The organism is Xenorhabdus anantnagensis (assembly GCF_028598555.1).
GTDB lineage: Bacteria > Pseudomonadota > Gammaproteobacteria > Enterobacterales > Enterobacteriaceae > Xenorhabdus > Xenorhabdus anantnagensis.
In genome coordinates this window covers 15,529-32,787 of sequence record NZ_JAQRFN010000015.1, presented here as the reverse complement: position 1 = coordinate 32,787, position 17,259 = coordinate 15,529, and the positions used below count along the sequence as shown (strand labels likewise).

Annotated in this window: 17 protein-coding genes; 12 read left to right on the top strand and 5 right to left on the bottom strand. The window is 42.8% G+C overall.

All coding sequences use genetic code 11. From position 1 onward, the window contains the following. Positions 1-32: 32 nt before the first annotated feature. Positions 33-614, bottom strand: coding sequence for a D-sedoheptulose 7-phosphate isomerase (lpcA, locus tag PSI14_RS12460; RefSeq protein WP_273576199.1), 582 nt, complete (start codon positions 612-614; stop codon positions 33-35). Positions 615-867: 253 nt separating this feature from the next. On the opposite strand from lpcA, the gene fadE reads away from it, so the two are divergent. Further along, the gene (gene fadE / locus PSI14_RS12455) at positions 868-3,315 is read left to right on the top strand and encodes an acyl-CoA dehydrogenase FadE (protein WP_273576198.1); all 2,448 of its coding nucleotides are present in this window, start codon (positions 868-870) and stop codon (positions 3,313-3,315) included. Positions 3,316-3,393: 78 nt separating this feature from the next. Here fadE and lysA read toward each other — a convergent pair whose 3' ends face one another. Further along, positions 3,394-4,674, bottom strand: coding sequence for a diaminopimelate decarboxylase (gene lysA / locus PSI14_RS12450; protein WP_273576197.1), 1,281 nt, complete (start codon positions 4,672-4,674; stop codon positions 3,394-3,396). 155 nt (positions 4,675-4,829) lie between these two features. On the opposite strand from lysA, the gene PSI14_RS12445 reads away from it, so the two are divergent. Beyond that, a complete protein-coding gene (locus PSI14_RS12445) occupies positions 4,830-5,759 on the top strand; it encodes a LysR family transcriptional regulator (protein ID WP_273576196.1) in 930 nt (309 codons plus the stop codon). Here the strand turns inward: PSI14_RS12445 and PSI14_RS12440 are convergent. Further along, the gene (locus PSI14_RS12440) at positions 5,742-6,656 is read right to left on the bottom strand and encodes a LysR family transcriptional regulator (RefSeq protein WP_273576195.1); all 915 of its coding nucleotides are present in this window, start codon (positions 6,654-6,656) and stop codon (positions 5,742-5,744) included. The genes PSI14_RS12445 and PSI14_RS12440 overlap by 18 nt on opposite strands. A 140-nt stretch (positions 6,657-6,796) precedes the next feature. On the opposite strand from PSI14_RS12440, the gene PSI14_RS12435 reads away from it, so the two are divergent. Beyond that, on the top strand, positions 6,797-7,681 hold the full coding sequence (locus PSI14_RS12435) for an MBL fold metallo-hydrolase (protein ID WP_273576194.1): 885 nt from the start codon (positions 6,797-6,799) through the stop codon (positions 7,679-7,681). Between the two features lie 850 nt (positions 7,682-8,531). On the opposite strand, the gene PSI14_RS12430 is transcribed toward PSI14_RS12435, so the two are convergent. Beyond that, entirely contained in the window at positions 8,532-8,960 is a 429-nt protein-coding gene (locus PSI14_RS12430) for a prepilin peptidase (RefSeq protein ID WP_273576193.1), read from the bottom strand. Positions 8,961-9,323: 363 nt separating this feature from the next. On the opposite strand from PSI14_RS12430, the gene rsmE reads away from it, so the two are divergent. From rsmE to ruvX, 4 genes are all read left to right on the top strand, one after another. After that, entirely contained in the window at positions 9,324-10,055 is a 732-nt protein-coding gene (gene rsmE / locus PSI14_RS12425; RefSeq protein ID WP_273576192.1) for a 16S rRNA (uracil(1498)-N(3))-methyltransferase, read from the top strand. A 9-nt stretch (positions 10,056-10,064) separates the two neighbouring features. Beyond that, complete coding sequence (gshB, locus tag PSI14_RS12420; protein ID WP_273576191.1) at positions 10,065-11,015, top strand: glutathione synthase; 951 nt, start codon at positions 10,065-10,067, stop codon at positions 11,013-11,015. 120 nt (positions 11,016-11,135) lie between these two features. Continuing rightward, positions 11,136-11,699, top strand: a complete 564-nt coding sequence (locus PSI14_RS12415; protein WP_273576190.1) for a YqgE/AlgH family protein — start codon at positions 11,136-11,138, stop codon at positions 11,697-11,699. Continuing rightward, positions 11,699-12,121, top strand: coding sequence for a Holliday junction resolvase RuvX (ruvX, locus tag PSI14_RS12410; RefSeq protein ID WP_273576189.1), 423 nt, complete (start codon positions 11,699-11,701; stop codon positions 12,119-12,121). Before PSI14_RS12415 ends, ruvX begins: the two co-directional genes overlap by 1 nt. A gap of 152 nt (positions 12,122-12,273) precedes the next feature. On the opposite strand, the gene PSI14_RS12405 is transcribed toward ruvX, so the two are convergent. Further along, positions 12,274-13,275, bottom strand: a complete 1,002-nt coding sequence (locus tag PSI14_RS12405; protein ID WP_273576188.1) for a type IV pilus twitching motility protein PilT — start codon at positions 13,273-13,275, stop codon at positions 12,274-12,276. A gap of 21 nt (positions 13,276-13,296) precedes the next feature. On the opposite strand from PSI14_RS12405, the gene PSI14_RS12400 reads away from it, so the two are divergent. The 5 genes from PSI14_RS12400 (at position 13,297) to hemW (ending at position 17,258) form a co-directional block, all read left to right on the top strand. Beyond that, positions 13,297-13,992: a YggS family pyridoxal phosphate-dependent enzyme gene (locus tag PSI14_RS12400; RefSeq protein ID WP_273576187.1), complete on the top strand. Its 696-nt coding sequence runs from the start codon at positions 13,297-13,299 to the stop codon at positions 13,990-13,992. Between the two features lie 65 nt (positions 13,993-14,057). Next, on the top strand, positions 14,058-14,879 hold the full coding sequence (proC, locus tag PSI14_RS12395) for a pyrroline-5-carboxylate reductase (protein ID WP_273576186.1): 822 nt from the start codon (positions 14,058-14,060) through the stop codon (positions 14,877-14,879). Positions 14,880-14,911: 32 nt separating this feature from the next. After that, the gene (locus tag PSI14_RS12390) at positions 14,912-15,475 is read left to right on the top strand and encodes a YggT family protein (RefSeq protein ID WP_273576185.1); all 564 of its coding nucleotides are present in this window, start codon (positions 14,912-14,914) and stop codon (positions 15,473-15,475) included. 66 nt (positions 15,476-15,541) lie between these two features. Next, positions 15,542-16,135, top strand: coding sequence for an XTP/dITP diphosphatase (locus PSI14_RS12385; RefSeq protein ID WP_273576246.1), 594 nt, complete (start codon positions 15,542-15,544; stop codon positions 16,133-16,135). Continuing rightward, positions 16,128-17,258 (top strand): radical SAM family heme chaperone HemW, encoded by a 1,131-nt coding sequence (hemW, locus tag PSI14_RS12380; RefSeq protein ID WP_273576184.1) that lies wholly within the window; start codon positions 16,128-16,130, stop codon positions 17,256-17,258. Before PSI14_RS12385 ends, hemW begins: the two co-directional genes overlap by 8 nt. The last annotated feature ends 1 nt before the right edge of the window (position 17,259 follow it).

The window sequence follows — 17,259 nt, the reverse complement described above, 5'->3', positions numbered from 1 at the left end:
TATTCCTAACACCTATTCCTAACGAACAGCAATCAGGCTTTTACCATTTCTTTTTCAATCAATTGAATCAAGATATGAATGACTTTGATATGAATTTCCTGAATACGGTCTGCATAACCAAAATGTGGTATCCGAATTTCAACATCTGCCGTACCTGCCATTTTTCCGCCATCCTTGCCAGTCAGCGTAATCACTTTCATACCCTTGGCACGGGCTGCTTCAACCGCTTTAATGATGTTGCCAGAGTTTCCCGAAGTCGAAATACCCAGTAATACATCACCTTTTTGACCAACGGCTTCAACATAGCGAGAAAATACATAGTCATAACCAAAATCATTGCTCACGCAGGATAAATGGCTAGGATCGGAAATCGCAATGGCCGGATATCCCGGACGATTTTCACGGTAACGGCCTGTCAATTCTTCCGCAAAATGCATGGCGTCACAATGCGAGCCACCATTACCACAGGAAAGCACTTTCCCCCCAGCCTTGAATGAATCAGACAACAAAACAGCGGCTTTTTGAATCGCATCAATATTTGCATCATCGTTAAGGAAATTAGCCAACGTATCTGCGGCCTCGGATAACTCACTGCGGATCAGTTCTTGATACATGGAACTTATACTCCTGAAAGGTCTTCGGAATTAATAATACTAGTCAATTAGTGTAACGGATTCCCCCCCCTGAAAGAAGATATCATCACATCTCAGCAGAATTATTGCCCACTAAACTACAATGACTTTGTGAGCTAGATTGTAATTAAGATGTAAATGTATTGATAAATACATTTTCCTCATCTAAAAAAGAAGAACACCACAACAGGTCAGACCTCTGACAACTCAACCTGAGATTTACAGGAGTTTTACTATGACCGCTTTCAGCATTATTGTATTTTTAGTCTTGATTGGCGGGCTTTGTTATCGCAAAGTCAGCCTGACTCTCAGTAGCTTACTGCTTGTTGCCTATACACTGATTATGGGCATGACGGGCCTTTGGAGCTACTGGTTGCTGTTACCATTAGCCATTATCCTATTCCCCCTTGTCTTTACACCAATACGTATCTCTTTATTCTCTGCACCTGGTTTAAAAGCCTTCCGTAGGGTTATACCAAGTATGTCGACAACAGAGAAAGAGGCCATTGATGCAGGAACCACATGGTGGGAAGGAGATTTGTTCCGTGGTAACCCTGACTGGCAAAAACTGCATAACTACCCAAAACCGCAGTTATCCGCTGAAGAACAAGCATTTATTGATGGTCCGGTAGAAGAAGCCTGCCGCATGGCAAATGATTTCCAAATCACTCATGAATTGGCTGACTTACCTCCAGAACTTTGGACTTATCTGAAAGAAAATCGTTTCTTTGCCATGATCATCAAGAAAGAATACGGTGGTCTGGAATTTTCCGCTTACGCTCAATCTCAGGTACTACAAAAACTGGCGGGCGTATCAGGTATTCTGGCAATTACTGTTGGTGTACCTAATTCCTTGGGGCCAGGTGAATTGCTGCAACACTACGGCACCGATGAACAGAAAAAACGTTACTTGCCCGGCCTTGCCCGTGGTGAAGAAATTCCTTGCTTTGCCTTGACCAGCCCGGAAGCCGGTTCAGATGCCGGAGCCATTCCTGATACAGGTATTGTCTGTATGGGTGAATGGCAAGGCGAGCAAGTTCTTGGTATGCGCCTGAATTGGAATAAGCGTTACATAACTCTTGCTCCTATCGCTACTGTTTTGGGGTTGGCATTTAAACTGTATGACCCTGATCATCTGCTGGGCGATACTGAATCTCTGGGAATTACCTGTGCTTTGATTCCAACCAATACCCCAGGAGTTGAAATTGGTCACCGCCATTTCCCCCTGAATGTCCCATTCCAGAATGGCCCAACCCGTGGTAAAGATATTTTTGTCCCTATTGATTACATCATTGGTGGGACAAAAATGGCAGGTCAGGGGTGGCGTATGCTGGTTGAATGCCTGTCTGTTGGCCGTGGCATTACCTTGCCATCCAACGCAACAGGGGGATTAAAAAGTGCAGCTATGGCAATCGGTGCTTACTCCTATATCCGCCGTCAGTTCAAACTGCCTATCGGTAAGATGGAAGGTATTGAAGAACCATTGGCACGTATCGCGGGTAACTCTTACCTGATGGACGCAGCCGCAACCATGATTACCAGCGGTATCATGCAGGGTGAAAAACCAGCGGTTCTGTCTGCCATTGTGAAATACCACTGTACGCATAGAGGACAGCGTTCCATCATTGATGCGATGGATATTGCTGGCGGTAAAGGCATCTGTCTTGGCCCATCCAACTTCCTTGCCCGCAGCTATCAGGGTGCCCCAATTGCCATTACCGTGGAAGGTGCGAATATCCTGACCCGTAGCATGATTATCTTTGGTCAAGGTGCAATCCGCTGCCATCCTTATGTACTGGCTGAAATAGCAGCCGCAGAAAGCAACAATGTGAAAGACTTTGACAAAGCCTTGTTTGGTCACTTGGGCCATGTTGCCAGCAACACTCTGCGCAGCCTGTGGCTTGGTATCACCAAAGGCAGAACCAGCAGTTCGCCAGCCAATGACGCGACTCGACGTTACTATCAACAGATCAATCGCTTAAGTTCCAACCTTGCTCTGCTCTCAGACGTTTCAATGGGAGTATTGGGTGGCAGCCTGAAACGTCGTGAACGCATTTCAGCGCGTCTGGGGGATATTCTGAGCCAAATCTTCCTGGCTTCTGCTACTTTGAAGCGCTATGAAGATGAAGGACGTCAGAAAGAAGATCTGCCATTGGTACAATGGGCAGTAGAAGATAGCCTGCATCAAGCTGAACAGGCCATGAATGATTTGTTGCGCAATTTTCCTAACCGTTTGGTCGCGGGTTTAATCCGTGTGATTGTCTTCCCATTGGGACGCGTACATACTGCACCATCCGACAAATTGGATCACAAACTGGCTCAGATCTTACAAACCCCTTCTGCAACCCGTAGCCGGATTGGACGTGGGCAATATCTGACACCAAGCAAACACAATCCTCATGGGTTACTGGAAGAAGCATTGCACGATATCATCGCGGCAGAGCCAATCCATGCTCGCTTAAGCCGTGAAGCAGGCAAAAACCTAAGCTTCACTCGTTTGGACGAATTAGCTGAAAAAGCATTGGCAGAGCATAAAATTACTCAAGAAGAAGCGGATATCCTGAAACGTGCTGAAAACAGTCGACTGCGTTCAATCAATGTCGATGAATTTGAGCCGGATGCATTTGCTGTACCAAACTCGGCAAAAAAGCCTGAAAGTCAGCGTCAAAATAAAGCCGCTTGATGCTGACCAGAAAAACCGATTAAGTACAAATATTATCGGAACTAAAATACGGGGCACTTTGTGTCCCCGTATTTTATTTTAAATGGATTCCAGCGATAACAACTCTTCAATTGTCTGGCGACGCCGAATCAGATGACTTTCTCCCCCGATAAACAAAACCTCAGGGATTAAAGGGCGACTATTATAATTTGAAGACATGGATGCGCCATAAGCGCCAGTGTCATGAAAAATCAGGTAATCCCCGACTCGGACACGGGGTAGCAGACGTGGTATAAGATCTCCCCCTGCCAACTGAGTGAAAACATCACCAGACTCGCATAACGGTCCCGCAACTATAGTTTCTAATTTTTCGCTATTTTCAATATGTGCATTGCTTTCACAACCATTTATCGGCAACACAGAAATATGGTGATAACTGCCATACATCGTCGGACGCATTAAATCGTTGAAACCAGCATCTACCAGCACATAATGTCGATTACCCATCGATTTAACTGCCCGGACTTCCGCCATCAAGATACCTGATTCAGCAACCAGAAAACGACCGGGTTCAATTTCCAGCTCAACATGATGCCCCAAGTGCTGCTCAATACGCTGGCGAGCCTTATGCCACAAATTATAATAATGTTCAGTATCTACTGACTCTTCATCGATTTTATAGGGAATTGATAAGCCACCACCTGCTGAAATAGTCTGAATATCCTCTCCGCACAGCATGACCTGCTCCACCATGGCATTACAGACATTAGAGAGATGCTGATAATCCACACCTGAGCCAATGTGCATATGTAGTCCCACTAATTTCAGGCCATATTGATGAATCTTTTCAATTGCCAGAGGAAGATCCTGAAACCAGATCCCATGTTTACTATTTTCACCGCCAGTATTGGTCTTTTGGCTATGCCCATGCCCAAATCCGGGATTGATGCGTAACCAAACCGGATGCCCAGACTGTCGCTCACCTATTTGTTCCAGCATATCAATAGAACCGACATTGACCGGAATATCCAGCTCAATAACACGCGACAATGTCGCTTCATCAATCAAATCCGCAGTGAACACAATTTCTGATTTATCGCGTCCGGGCTTAAAACCTGCATAAAGCGCCCGTTCGATTTCGCCCAATGACACCGCATCAACTTTCACGCCCTGCTCTCTCATCAAGCGTAAAATATGGGTATTCGAACAGGCTTTTTGTGCGAACCGAATGACATCAAATTGCTTCAATTTTTCAATTTGTTTGATGATGCTATCACCATCATAAAGCCACAGCGGTGTTCCATATTGAATAGGTAAACGGAGTAGATTTTCAGAGGTAAAATGTTCCCCCAAACCATGAGTGAAAGTCGATATAGTCATTGAAGCGTCTCATAAAATCAGCAGATTCTTCATTATTAACAATAACAAAGCAGGAATAAAAATATCCATTTGGCTATAGTCTATTCATTTGTGATATCGTTATGTCTGTTTTTTATTCGCTTGAAGAAGAACTCAGTAATTAAAGAGACAAATATATGCACTCTTGCTCATGGCGACATATTGAAATTTTTCATGCTGTAATGACGACTAAAAACCTGACTGATGCAGCATTATTACTGAAAACATCCCAACCAACTGTTAGCCGTGAACTCGCACGCCTTGAACAATTACTGAAATTTAAATTGTTTGATCGCATCAAAGGACGCCTGTTTCCTACTGCGCAAGGGTTGCGGCTATTCGAAGAAGTGCAGCGCTCTTATTATGGGTTGGAAAGAATAATCAACGCGGCTGACAGTATCCGACAATTTGAACAGGCACAATTGTCCATTGCCTGCTTGCCAATGTTCTCCCAATCTCTGCTGCCAAAAGCCTGTCGCAGTTTTATCGAATACTACCCAGAAGCCAAACTGACTATCATTCCGCAAGAATCCCCCTTATTGGAAGAATGGCTTTCAGCACAGCGCCACGATCTCGGCTTAACCGAACATTTACAGACCCCAGCAGGTACTGAACGAGAAACGTTAATAACCTTAAATGAAGTTTGTGTCTTACCTGCCAATCACCCACTCAGTCAAAAAGCACAACTGACACCAGCAGATTTTCACAATCAAAAATTTATCAGCCTATCGATCACAGACAGTTATAGACAGCTCATTGATACAATCTTTACTGAGCATCAGGTCAACCGCAAGATGGTGATGGAAACTCACAGCGCAGCCTCAATTTGCACCATGATTAACGAAGGAATTGGTGTGTCTATTGTAAATCCGCTAACTGCATTAGATTATTTGGATAATAATTCAGCAATTTGCATTCGACCATTCAGCATCGACATTCCATTCACAGTAAGCTTAATCAAGCCCATACATCGGCCATCCTCAGAACCCGTTGAAGCTTTTATGACTCATTTAAAACAGCAGGCCACCCTATTTCCCGAAAAATTGGCATCAGCCTTTCAACATTAACTGCTGCCAATGAGTTGATTTAGAAAACCAACTCGCCAGAAAATCTAACAAAGCCCGTAAAGTCGCCGGCATATTCTGGCGACTGGCATAAATTCCATAGATTCCCATAGACTGGGGTTGATAATCAGGTAACAACTCAATTAATTGTCCTGACATCAAATAAGAAGAAACAGAATAGTAAGGTTGCATCGCAACCCCCGCCCCCTGCAAAGTAGCTTCCATTAATACAGTCGACTCATTGGCACTTAACGTACCGCTGACTGGGACAGAATAGTTCTCGTGCTGTTTTTCAAATACCCATAAACTTTTACCGAAAAAGTTATAGGTCAGACAGTTATGTGATGTTAAATCCGCAGGATTTTGGGGAATAGATTTTCCCGTTAAATAAGACGGCGCAGCACAAACAACAGAATGGCAAGTCGATAATGGACGAGCGATCAGATTTGGTTCCAGATTATTAGTAATTCGGATCGCTAAATCAATGCGTTCTTCTATCAAATTGACAACTTTATTATTCATTTGCAAATTGACAGCAATTTGTGGGTATATCCGCATAAATTCAGGAATAGCAACCGCTAGCGCACTAATGCCCAACGATTGGGAACAACTCACACGCAACAATCCTTTCAAGGTTTGCGCTTCCAAAGATTGCTGTACAGGCATTCCTTCTGCCAGTTCCATTAACTTAAGGCTGCGTTGATAAGCACTCTCCCCCGCCGAAGTTAAGCCAATTTTACGTGTTGTGCGATGCAATAAGCGAACTCCCGCCCACTTTTCCATTTCAGCCAAATATCGCGATACCATCGCCCTCGACATATCCAACCGATCTGCGGCAGCGATTAAACTGCCCTGTTCAACAATCGTAATAAATACTCGTGCTGCTGTGATCCTATCCATTTCGGCCAACCTATTCTTCGCCTTAATTAGCTCGATTTATGCAACAAATAATTGCTAATTTTGGGGTTTTTAAATCGAAATATGCAACTTATTATACATACCATTAAAGCACACAAGCATTTTGATATAGGAATTCGATTATGGCTCGCAAAACAACATTAAATATCGCTTTGGCGGCGACCCTTTCTTTGGGAATGGCATCACTGGCTCAAGCTGCTGATCTCAAATTGGACATTTATAATCCGGATGAAAAAGGTATCTTCCCCGTTTCTTCTGAAATTATCAGTGGTGATCATGAAGTTGTTCTGATCGATGCTCAATTTAAGAAAAACGATGCACAAGAACTGATAAAAATGATCCAGCAAACAGGCAAAAAACTGACAACGATTTATATCAGCCAATCCGATCCTGATTTTTACTTTGGCCTTGATGTAATCACCGCAGCTTTCCCTGACGCTAAAGTCATTGCGTCGCCAGAGACTATCAAAGCAATCAATGAAACCAAAGACGGTAAGCTGGCTTACTGGGGCGGTATTCTTGCAGAACAGGCGCCAAAAAAGATTGTCGTACCAGAGCCATTGAAAGGAAATTCCTTTACTGTTGATGGCGAAAAACTGATTGTTGAAGGTTTAAATGGCCCAGCCGCAGATCGCACTTTTGTCTGGATCCCTAAACTGAAAGCTGTTGTTGGTGGTGTCACTGTTTCTGACAATATCCATGTATGGATTGCGGATACCCAGACCAAAGAATCACGCAAACACTGGGGACAAACATTAGATCGCATTAAAAACCTGAAACCTGAAACAGTTGTTCCAGGCCATTATTTGGGGAATTCATCAATGACATTAGATTCTGTGACTTTTACACAGAATTATCTGACGGCATTGGAAAAAGAATTACCGAAAGCAAAAGATTCCGATGCGTTGATTGCAGCTATGAAGACACACTATCCAGACCTTGCTGACGAATCCAGCCTTGACCTAAGTGCCAAGGTATTAAAAGGCGAAATGAAGTGGCCTCAGTAAGTTAACAATATTATGGGCGTTGCTGATAGTAACGCCCATATAAACCACGCCAATTATAGAAAAAATAAAACACCCACATCAAATACTGATAATACTTGTATAAAAACCCATTTTAATATTTTATATCTAACCTCATTCAAAATTCAGTGAAATAATGAATTTTTCGATGGAAAAAACTTTTTAAATAAACATAATTCTGTCTTAACTAATGTGATATTTAGCCCCTTTTGAACATTTGAAATAATGAATAAACTGAGGCTGTGATCAATAGTCCATAACTCAATAAATCAGCTTGAATAAAAATCCCTCTTTCCTTAAATTTGATGTCAGCGGAGAGATAAGCGAGCAGCCAAAACTAACTAGATGCTTTTAACATCTAGCACATGTGAGGCAAGCAGCTTGAAGCCAACTAGATGCTTTTAACATCTAGCGCATGCAGGACAAACGGCCTGAAACCAACTAGACGCTTTTAACGTCTAGCATATACAGGATGAGCTGCCTAAGCCAACTAGATGCTTTTAACATCTAGCATATGCAAAAAAGCGGCCTAAGCTAACTAGACGCTTTTAACGTCTAGCATATGCAGAATGTATATCACAAGTTTAATCCCTGCTCTCTCCGCCATTTTTTATTTCACCCCTGTTTGCAATTAACATCAATATTATTGTTAATAAGGCTGATAATAAAACCGATAATAAATTTGATAGCAAAATGTAATTCAGAATAGCTATAATTATTGATAATTATACCACCTAAAAATGGTTATCCATCCTGAATATCAACGCAATATTCTTCGCAATAATAGATAACAAAAATTTTTTCACTCATCTTTCAAGTTGTTACGTAGTTACTAGCTGACAATACCCCAAACCAACACTATCGCGGATAAACATAAATAAGGACCAAATGCAATAAATTCAGGAAAAGATTTCCTTTTCACTCCAACAATTATAAATACAAATAGTCCAGATAATGACGCCATCAACATCAATATTGGGATCATTTCCACACCCAACCATGCGCCGATTGCTGCGGTTAATTTAAGATCACCATAACCTATTCCCTCCTTGTTTAAAGTATATCGACATAACCAATACAAAAACCATAAAAAAAGATACCCTAATATGGCGCCATATATTGCACTATTTATTGAAACCAAATTACCATCAACGTTAAATAAAAGCCCAAGCCATAATAATGGAAAAGTGAGAACATCTGGCAAACAATATGTTTTTATGTCGATGACAGCCAATAACAGTAAAGTGCTACAGAAAAACATAATTATTATGTAATCTACGTAAATTAAAATATAACCATATCCTTTTCATTATTTTCAAAGAATTAAAACCCCTTTTAAAATAACATCCTTGTTACCATCTTCTTTCCCTATTTCCTGACATCAATCAGGACAAGATTAATAATAATTTTTTATTCCGGTGATTGGCAATAGAATTTTAGCTAAAAAAACAATTACACAATAAATATGCGAACCAGCTCGCAAGGGGATATCTTGTATTCTTTAAGCTAAGAGATAACTTGATCACGCAAACTGCGCTCATTTATCATGACGATGAATTAACTTTGTCATGTGACTGTTTATGTCATGCCGGAAGAATCCGGAAAAAAGAAGGAAAGAAGAAATATGCGAATCCCCCGCATCTATCACCCTGAACCGCTCTCAATAGGAACTGAAATCTATTTGAGTGATGATGCTGCCAATCACGTTGGTCGCGTACTTAGAATGAGTAACGGGCAAGCATTGCAACTCTTTGATGGTAGCAATCAGGTTTTTGATGCAGAAATCACTGAAACCAGTAAAAAAATGGTCAAAGTGTCTATCCTTGATGGCAAATTGTCTGATCATGAATCACCATTGAACCTGCATCTGGGACAAGTTATGTCCCGTGGCGAAAAGATGGAGTTTACCATCCAAAAATCCGTTGAACTGGGCGTCAACACGATTACTCCACTACTGTCTGAACGTTGTGGTGTAAAACTAGATGCAGAAAGATTAGAAAAGAAATTACAACAATGGAAAAAGATTGTCATTTCTGCCTGTGAACAGTGTGGACGTAACCGGATCCCTGAAATCCGCCCCGTTATGCCACTTGAAACGTGGTGCGCTGAAAACGATGGCAGTCTAAAATTGAATCTACATCCCCGTGCTAACCACAGCATCAATACCCTTCCACTCCCCGTGGAAAAAGTACGCCTGCTGATTGGGCCTGAAGGGGGATTGTCTGCCGAAGAAATAGAAATGACAGCAAAACATCAATTTACTGATATTCTGTTAGGGCCTCGTATCCTGAGGACAGAAACTACGGCACTCACCGTAATTACCGCATTGCAAGTACGTTTCGGTGATCTGGGTTAAGGAGAAAAAATGATCAAGCTCGGTATAGTGATGGACCCTATTTCATCCATCAAAATCAAGAAAGACACTAGTTTTGCCATGCTGCTGGAAGCACAAAAACGCGGGTGGGAAATCCATTATATGGAAATGAATGATCTCTACCTGCATCAAGGAGAGGCTCGTGCCCGTACTCGTTTACTCACAGTAGAAGAAAACCCACAACAGTGGTATCAGTTTGGTAGTGAACAAGAAATAGCCCTTGATACTTTGCACGTTATTTTGATGCGCAAAGATCCACCTTTTGATACTGAGTACATTTATGCGACCTACATTCTGGAAAGAGCAGAAGCCAAAGGCAGCCTGATCGTTAATAAACCTCAAAGTCTGCGCGACTGTAACGAAAAGCTGTTTACTGCTTGGTTCCCTGAATGGACACCCGATACGCTAGTCACCCGCAATGCTAAAAACTTACGCGAGTTCCATCAAAAGCATGGCGATGTTATTTTTAAGCCATTGGATGGCATGGGAGGCGCTTCCATCTTCCGTTTGAAGCAAGACGATGCCAATGTGGGAGTTATCATTGAAACTCTGACTGAGCATGGCAGCCGTTATTGTATGGCACAAAATTTTTTGCCCGCCATTAAAGATGGAGATAAGCGCGTATTAGTTGTTGATGGCGAACCTGTGCCATATTGCCTTGCCCGTATCCCGGCTCAGGGAGAAACCCGTGGTAACCTTGCCGCAGGTGGGCGCGGAGAAGCACGCCCATTGTCAGAAAGTGATTGGGCAATCGCCCGCGCAGTTGCCCCAGTATTAAAAGAGAAAGGACTTATCTTTGTTGGGCTGGATATCATTGGCGACCGTTTAACTGAAATCAACGTTACCAGCCCAACCTGTGTACGTGAAATAGAAGCAGCATTCCCAGAAATTTCCATTACTGGTATGTTGATGAACGCTATTGAAAAACGATTGGAAAAATAGATAGCATAACAGGCCAAACAACTTCCGTTTCTTGGCAACATTTGCCATTTATAATAAGAGCCCACATACTGTGGGCCAAATCATTCTTACATTGCCAAAATAATTATCAGAAAACACAACATGAATTTACAGCATCATTTCCTTATTGCCATGCCTTCGCTCTCTGATCCTTATTTCAATCGTTCTGTGGTTTATATCTGCGAACATGATCAAAATGGGGCAATGGGATTAATTATCAATAAGCCGATAACTCAGGTTTCTATCCAAAGTATCTTGCAAAAATTAGATATCGCCCCGGAAGATAGAGACAATACCATCAATCTCGATCTACCAGTAATAGCCGGTGGCCCACTGTCTGAAGAGCACGGCTTTATTTTGCATACGCCACAATCAGGTTTCAGTTCCAGCATCCAAATTTCTGATCACACCATGATCACAACATCCAAAGATGTGCTGGAAGCATTGGGAACACCACGCCAACCGAAAGATTTTTTAATGACCCTCGGATACTCAAGTTGGGAAACAGGGCAGTTGGAAAAGGAAATTATGGAAAACAGTTGGCTTACTGTCAGTGCTGAGCCTTCCATTATTTTCAATACCCCTATTGCTGATCGCTGGCGTGAGGCTGCTTCTTTACTGGGAGTTAATATTTATAATCTCGCATCGCAAGCAGGACACGCCTGATGAAAAATCGCACAATCATTGCCTTTGATTTTGGAACTCGCAGTATTGGGGCTGCCATCGGGCAAGAAATCACAGGTACAGCCAGAGCATTATCTTCTTTCAAAGCCAATGAAGGTTCTCCCAATTGGGGACTCATTGAGAAACTACTCAAAGAGTGGCAACCCGATCTGGTCATTGTTGGTCTGCCACTCAATATGGATGGCACAGAACAACTCGTCACTGCACAGGCCCGTAAATTCGCCAATCGCGTACATGGACGTTTCGGAGTACAAGTTGAACTGCACGATGAACGTTTGACCACCGTGGAAGCACGCTCTCATCTGTTTGATCACGGCGGCTACAAGGCTCTGGATAAAGGCAAGGTTGATTCCGCCTCTGCTGTCATTATTCTGGAAAGCTGGTTTGAGCAGCAGTATCCCTAACAATAGTTTTTGTAATAGCCATACTCATCATTCGGCATGGCTGTTACCACAATCTATTTATCTTAAAACGATTTATCTCAAAACAATTTCTCTTAAAACAATTTATCTTAAAAACAATTGCCAGAACCTTTATCCTCTACTTTTTACTTTTCTTACACTGCCAGCAATCCCAATAACTTGCGCTGTTGTCGGCTTTGCTCGTAAGTTTGCATACCGCATGCAGCACCAGTCTGCATTAATGATGCTATTTGATGATTTTTACCTTCTCTTATCAAATGGCTAACAGCTTGATTGATGACCAGAACTTCATGAATAGCGACTCTGCCGCCGTCTTTGGCAGGGAGTAGTTGCTGAGAAATAACCGCCTTTAAACTTCCGGCCAACTGGCTACAAATCCAGCCTTTCTCTTCTGCGGAAAAAACATCAACCAAGCGATCTATCGCCTGAATTGCACCACGGGTATGCAGCGTCGACAAAACCAAGTGCCCCGTTTCAGCTGCGGTCAGGGCCAGCCGAATCGTCTCTTTATCTCGTAATTCGCCCAGTAAAATCACATCTGGATCTTGCCGTAATACCCCTTTCAGGGCCGTTTGATAATCCGCGACATCCTTGCCAATCTGCCTTTGCTGTATCAAACAATTTCGACTTTGGTGAATAAATTCTATTGGATCTTCCAGCATAATGATGTGCTTGCAAACCTGACTATTTAAAGCATTAATCATGGCTGACAGCGTAGTGGATTTGCCGCTTCCTGTCGCTCCTGTCACTAATATCAATCCACTCATTTCCTGCAAAATAAGCTGTTGGATGATGTCAGGCGCATATAGTTGTTCCAATGTCGGGCATTTATCTGCAATCAATCGCAATACCAGCGATAAATGAGATTGTTGATAGAACAGATTTGCTCTGAGCCGCTGTTTATCTGGCATTACCACCATAAAATCGATATGACCGTGCTGCTGTAACTGCTGTTTCTGTACATCAGATAATATTTCCTTACCCCATGCCATAAGGGTATCGGATTGAATTTCTTCCAATTGTATCTGTGGATATAACACACCATTGATGCGCAAAACCGGAACTTGCCCGACACAAAGATGCAGATCGGAAGCATTATGCTTTACACTAAGGGCCACCAATTTTTCCATATTCATTTTTTATCTCCTGAGTCAATTATGAACAATATCGAACAAAATCTTCACGATGTCAGGAACCGCATTAGTCTTGCAGCTCAAAAATGCGGGCGTTCTCCAGAAGAAATTACCTTGCTTGCAGTTAGTAAAACCAAACCTGCGAATGCTATCGCAGAAGCTATAGCCAATGGTCAGCGGGAATTTGGCGAGAATTACGTTCAGGAAGGGGTTGAAAAAATTCAACTCTTCAATAACCGTAACGATTTAGTGTGGCACTTTATTGGTCCGTTACAATCTAATAAGAGTCGTCTGGTTGCAGAAAATTTTGATTGGTGTCATACCGTCGATAGATTGAAAATCGCCCAGCGTTTAAGTGAACAACGGCCTGAAAATATGCAGCCTCTCAATATTCTGATTCAAATTAATATCAGTGGGGAAGAGAGCAAGTCAGGCATTTTGTTGGAAGAATTAACCGAACTGGCTGCAATTATTAATGAATTGCCTAATCTGGTATTGCGCGGATTGATGGCAATACCTGCACCAGAAAGCAATGTTGAACACCAAATAGCCGTTTTTCGCCAAATGGAGCAAGCGTTTGTTGAGCTGAAAACGCGATACCCCCAAGTAGACACACTGTCAATGGGTATGACAGATGATATGCAAGCCGCCATTACCTGTGGTTCTACATTGGTTCGGATTGGAACAGCAATATTCGGTGCCCGTCAGTATAGTTATTAACGTAACCAACTAATGTAACCAACTAATCTGACACCTAAAAATAACTAATTATGCGAGATTGTTTAATGGAAAATCGTAAAATCACCTTTATTGGCGCCGGGAATATGGCTCATGCCATCATTGCCGGATTAGTCAAAAAAGGCTACCCTGCTGAACTCATCACTGTCTGTTCTCCAAATACAACCCGCCGTGATGTGCTGGCAAAAGAATATGGCATTAACAGTCAAAGCGATAATATTCGTTACGCACAAGAAGCTGATGTCATTGTTCTGGCTGTTAAACCACAAATGATGAAAGAAGTTTGTGAGTCATTGCACTCACATGTCGATTTCAGTCAAAAACTCGTTCTTTCTATTGCTGCTGGTATTCCTGTTTCCCGTTTTTATGCGCTTTTGCAGGATAATCTCAATATTATCCGCATCATGCCAAATACCCCTTCTCTTATCGGACAAGGGATCAGCGGACTGTTTGCACCAGAACATATTGAGCAATCTGATCGCGAATTTGCTGCTTCACTAATGAGCAGTGTCGGAAAAGTTTGCTGGGTAAACGATGAAAACGGTATCAACAATATTATCGCCGTCGCAGGCAGTGCCCCTGCTTATTTCTTCCTGTTCATGGAGTCAATGCAGCAAGAAGCGGAACGTCTGGGGTTTGACAGCGAAACAGCCAGAGAACTTGTCCTGCAAGCAGCCATAGGTTCAGCTAGACTTGCTGAAACGCAAAAAGATCTTCCTTTTGCTATCCTGCGTGAGCAGGTAACATCTAAAGGCGGTACAACGGCTGAAGCACTGCGCATTTTTTATGAAGGCAAGCTGCCTGAAATTGTATCTAGTGCCATGCAAGCCGCTATCCGCCGAGCGCAGGAAATGGAAAAATTATTTTAATTCAATTGGTTTAATTCAATCAGGGCTGCTACATGCAATCTTTAAACTTCATTTTTTCTACAGTTCTAGATTTATATATTGCCGTTTTATTGCTGCGCGTCTGGATGCAGTGGGCACGTTGTGATTTCTATAATCCATTTGCACAATTTATCGTCAAAATCACCCAACCTGTGGTACGTCCATTACGCAGGGTCATTCCTGCCATTGGCCCCATTGATACAGCGTCTGTGGTACTCACCTACCCGCTTGTTCTTCTCAAGATCTTGTTGCCTATATGGCTTACCGAAGGACAATTTCTAATACCTTCTGGTGTTATTTTCTTGATTGGGGTAATTGAATTATTGGCTGCTGCCGGAAAGCTCATATTCTGGTTAGTCATCGCCCGTGCGTTATTGAGCTGGGTCAGTCAAGGACGCAATCCTGTTGACTATGTACTTATTCAATTGACCGAACCACTAATGGCACCCATTCGCCGTATTATCCCTTCTATGGGTGGCCTTGATTTCTCTGCCATGATTGTCATGCTTATTCTCTACGCACTGAATGCCTTGCGTTACGATGTAATAGGATGGTTGATTTCAATATTTACAAGTTAATTAGATAAAATAGATCAATTGGATACATAGGTTAATTGGATACATAGGTTAATTAAATAAATGGCAATGCAAAAAGTTGTTCTCGCCACGGGAAATGCTGGCAAAGTTCGTGAACTGGCTGATTTATTGGCTGACTTTGGCTTAGATATCGTAGCTCAAACCGACTTAGGCGTTGATTCAGCCGATGAAACGGGCCTCACTTTCATCGAAAATGCAATCATTAAAGCTCGCCATGCCGCAGCAGTTACGGGTTTACCTGCGATTGCAGACGATTCAGGATTGTCTGTTGACGCATTGGGCGGTGCACCCGGCATTTATTCCGCTCGCTATGCAGGTAGTGATGCCTCTGATCAGGAGAATCTGGAAAAATTATTAGAATCCATGCGCGATATTCCTGATGAACAGCGCCAAGCCCAATTCAACTGTGTGCTGGTCTTCTTACGCCATGCTGAAGATCCTACTCCTTTGGTATTTCACGGTCGCTGGTCAGGCTTTATTACCCATGAACCTGCCGGAAAAGGTGGTTTTGGTTATGATCCCATTTTTTATGCTCCAGAATTTAACTGCACAGCAGCCGAATTAACTCGTGAGCAGAAAAATGCCGTTTCACACCGTGGGAAAGCATTAGCAATGTTGTTGGAAGCCATGCGTAATGCTTAAGTTGCCACCTCTGAGTCTTTATATTCATATTCCGTGGTGCGTGCAAAAGTGCCCTTATTGTGATTTCAATTCACATGCCTTAAAAAGGGACGTGCCGCACCAAGAGTATGTTGATCATCTATTGGCGGATTTGCATGCTGATCTGCCAATGGTTGGTGATCGTGAGGTATCAACGATTTTTATCGGTGGAGGAACCCCAAGCCTGTTAAGTGCCGAAGGTATGCAGCGATTGCTTGACGGTGTCAGAGATTCACTGCCACTCTCTCCGCAAGCAGAGATTACAATGGAAGCCAATCCGGGAACTGTTGAAGCCGATCGTTTTAGCGCCTATCAACAAGCGGGGATCAATCGAATTTCCATTGGCGTACAAAGTTTCGGTTCAGATAAACTTATCCGTTTAGGGCGTATCCACGGCCCAGAAGAGGCCAAACGAGCAGCAAAATTGGCTGACGGACTTGGGCTACGCAGCTTCAATCTGGATTTGATGCATGGTTTACCCAACCAGACACTCAATGAAGCACTGAATGATTTGCGTCAGGCCATCGAACTATCTCCGCCACATTTATCTTGGTATCAGCTGACGATTGAACCTAATACCAGTTTCGGCTCTCGTCCTCCGGTTTTACCGGATGATGACGCATTGTGGGATATTTTTTCCCAAGGCCATCAATTGCTGACGGAAGCAGGTTATCAACAATATGAAACGTCGGCATATGCCAAACCGGGTTATCAATGTCAGCATAATCTCAATTACTGGCGTTTCGGTGATTATTTAGGGATTGGTTGTGGCGCACATGGCAAAATTTCATTTGAAGATGGCCGTATCCTTCGTACCGTAAAAACCAAGCATCCACGCGGTTATATGCAGGGGCGTTATTTGGATCAGCAAAATCAAGTGGATAATGAAGATCGCCCATTTGAATTTTTCATGAACCGTTTTCGCTTGCTGGAATCAATGCCACGTCAAGATTTTAGTGATTTCACCGGGTTACCGGGAAGTGCCATTCGTCCACAAATTGATGAAGCGCTGGCTAAAGGCTATATCGCTGAAAGCGAAACACATTGGCAAATCACTAAACACGGAAAACTGTTCCTGAATTCCTTACTGGAACTGTTTCTTTGAA

What these genes read in the sequence shown, in the direction of transcription:
- hemW (WP_273576184.1), top strand. Translation starts at nt 16,128, where the DNA reads ATGCTTAAGTTGCCACCTCTGAGTCTTTATATTCATATTCCGTGGTGC.
- PSI14_RS12435 (WP_273576194.1), top strand. Translation starts at nt 6,797, where the DNA reads ATGGCTCGCAAAACAACATTAAATATCGCTTTGGCGGCGACCCTTTCT.
- rsmE (WP_273576192.1), top strand. Translation starts at nt 9,324, where the DNA reads ATGCGAATCCCCCGCATCTATCACCCTGAACCGCTCTCAATAGGAACT.
- PSI14_RS12400 (WP_273576187.1), top strand. Translation starts at nt 13,297, where the DNA reads ATGAACAATATCGAACAAAATCTTCACGATGTCAGGAACCGCATTAGT.
- gshB (WP_273576191.1), top strand. Translation starts at nt 10,065, where the DNA reads ATGATCAAGCTCGGTATAGTGATGGACCCTATTTCATCCATCAAAATC.
- PSI14_RS12445 (WP_273576196.1), top strand. Translation starts at nt 4,830, where the DNA reads ATGCACTCTTGCTCATGGCGACATATTGAAATTTTTCATGCTGTAATG.
- PSI14_RS12385 (WP_273576246.1), top strand. Translation starts at nt 15,542, where the DNA reads ATGCAAAAAGTTGTTCTCGCCACGGGAAATGCTGGCAAAGTTCGTGAA.
- PSI14_RS12405 (WP_273576188.1), bottom strand. Translation starts at nt 13,275, where the DNA reads ATGAATATGGAAAAATTGGTGGCCCTTAGTGTAAAGCATAATGCTTCC.
- PSI14_RS12430 (WP_273576193.1), bottom strand. Translation starts at nt 8,960, where the DNA reads ATGTTTTTCTGTAGCACTTTACTGTTATTGGCTGTCATCGACATAAAA.
- fadE (WP_273576198.1), top strand. Translation starts at nt 868, where the DNA reads ATGACCGCTTTCAGCATTATTGTATTTTTAGTCTTGATTGGCGGGCTT.
- lysA (WP_273576197.1), bottom strand. Translation starts at nt 4,674, where the DNA reads ATGACTATATCGACTTTCACTCATGGTTTGGGGGAACATTTTACCTCT.
- PSI14_RS12415 (WP_273576190.1), top strand. Translation starts at nt 11,136, where the DNA reads ATGAATTTACAGCATCATTTCCTTATTGCCATGCCTTCGCTCTCTGAT.
- proC (WP_273576186.1), top strand. Translation starts at nt 14,058, where the DNA reads ATGGAAAATCGTAAAATCACCTTTATTGGCGCCGGGAATATGGCTCAT.
- ruvX (WP_273576189.1), top strand. Translation starts at nt 11,699, where the DNA reads ATGAAAAATCGCACAATCATTGCCTTTGATTTTGGAACTCGCAGTATT.
- lpcA (WP_273576199.1), bottom strand. Translation starts at nt 614, where the DNA reads ATGTATCAAGAACTGATCCGCAGTGAGTTATCCGAGGCCGCAGATACG.
- PSI14_RS12440 (WP_273576195.1), bottom strand. Translation starts at nt 6,656, where the DNA reads ATGGATAGGATCACAGCAGCACGAGTATTTATTACGATTGTTGAACAG.
- PSI14_RS12390 (WP_273576185.1), top strand. Translation starts at nt 14,912, where the DNA reads ATGCAATCTTTAAACTTCATTTTTTCTACAGTTCTAGATTTATATATT.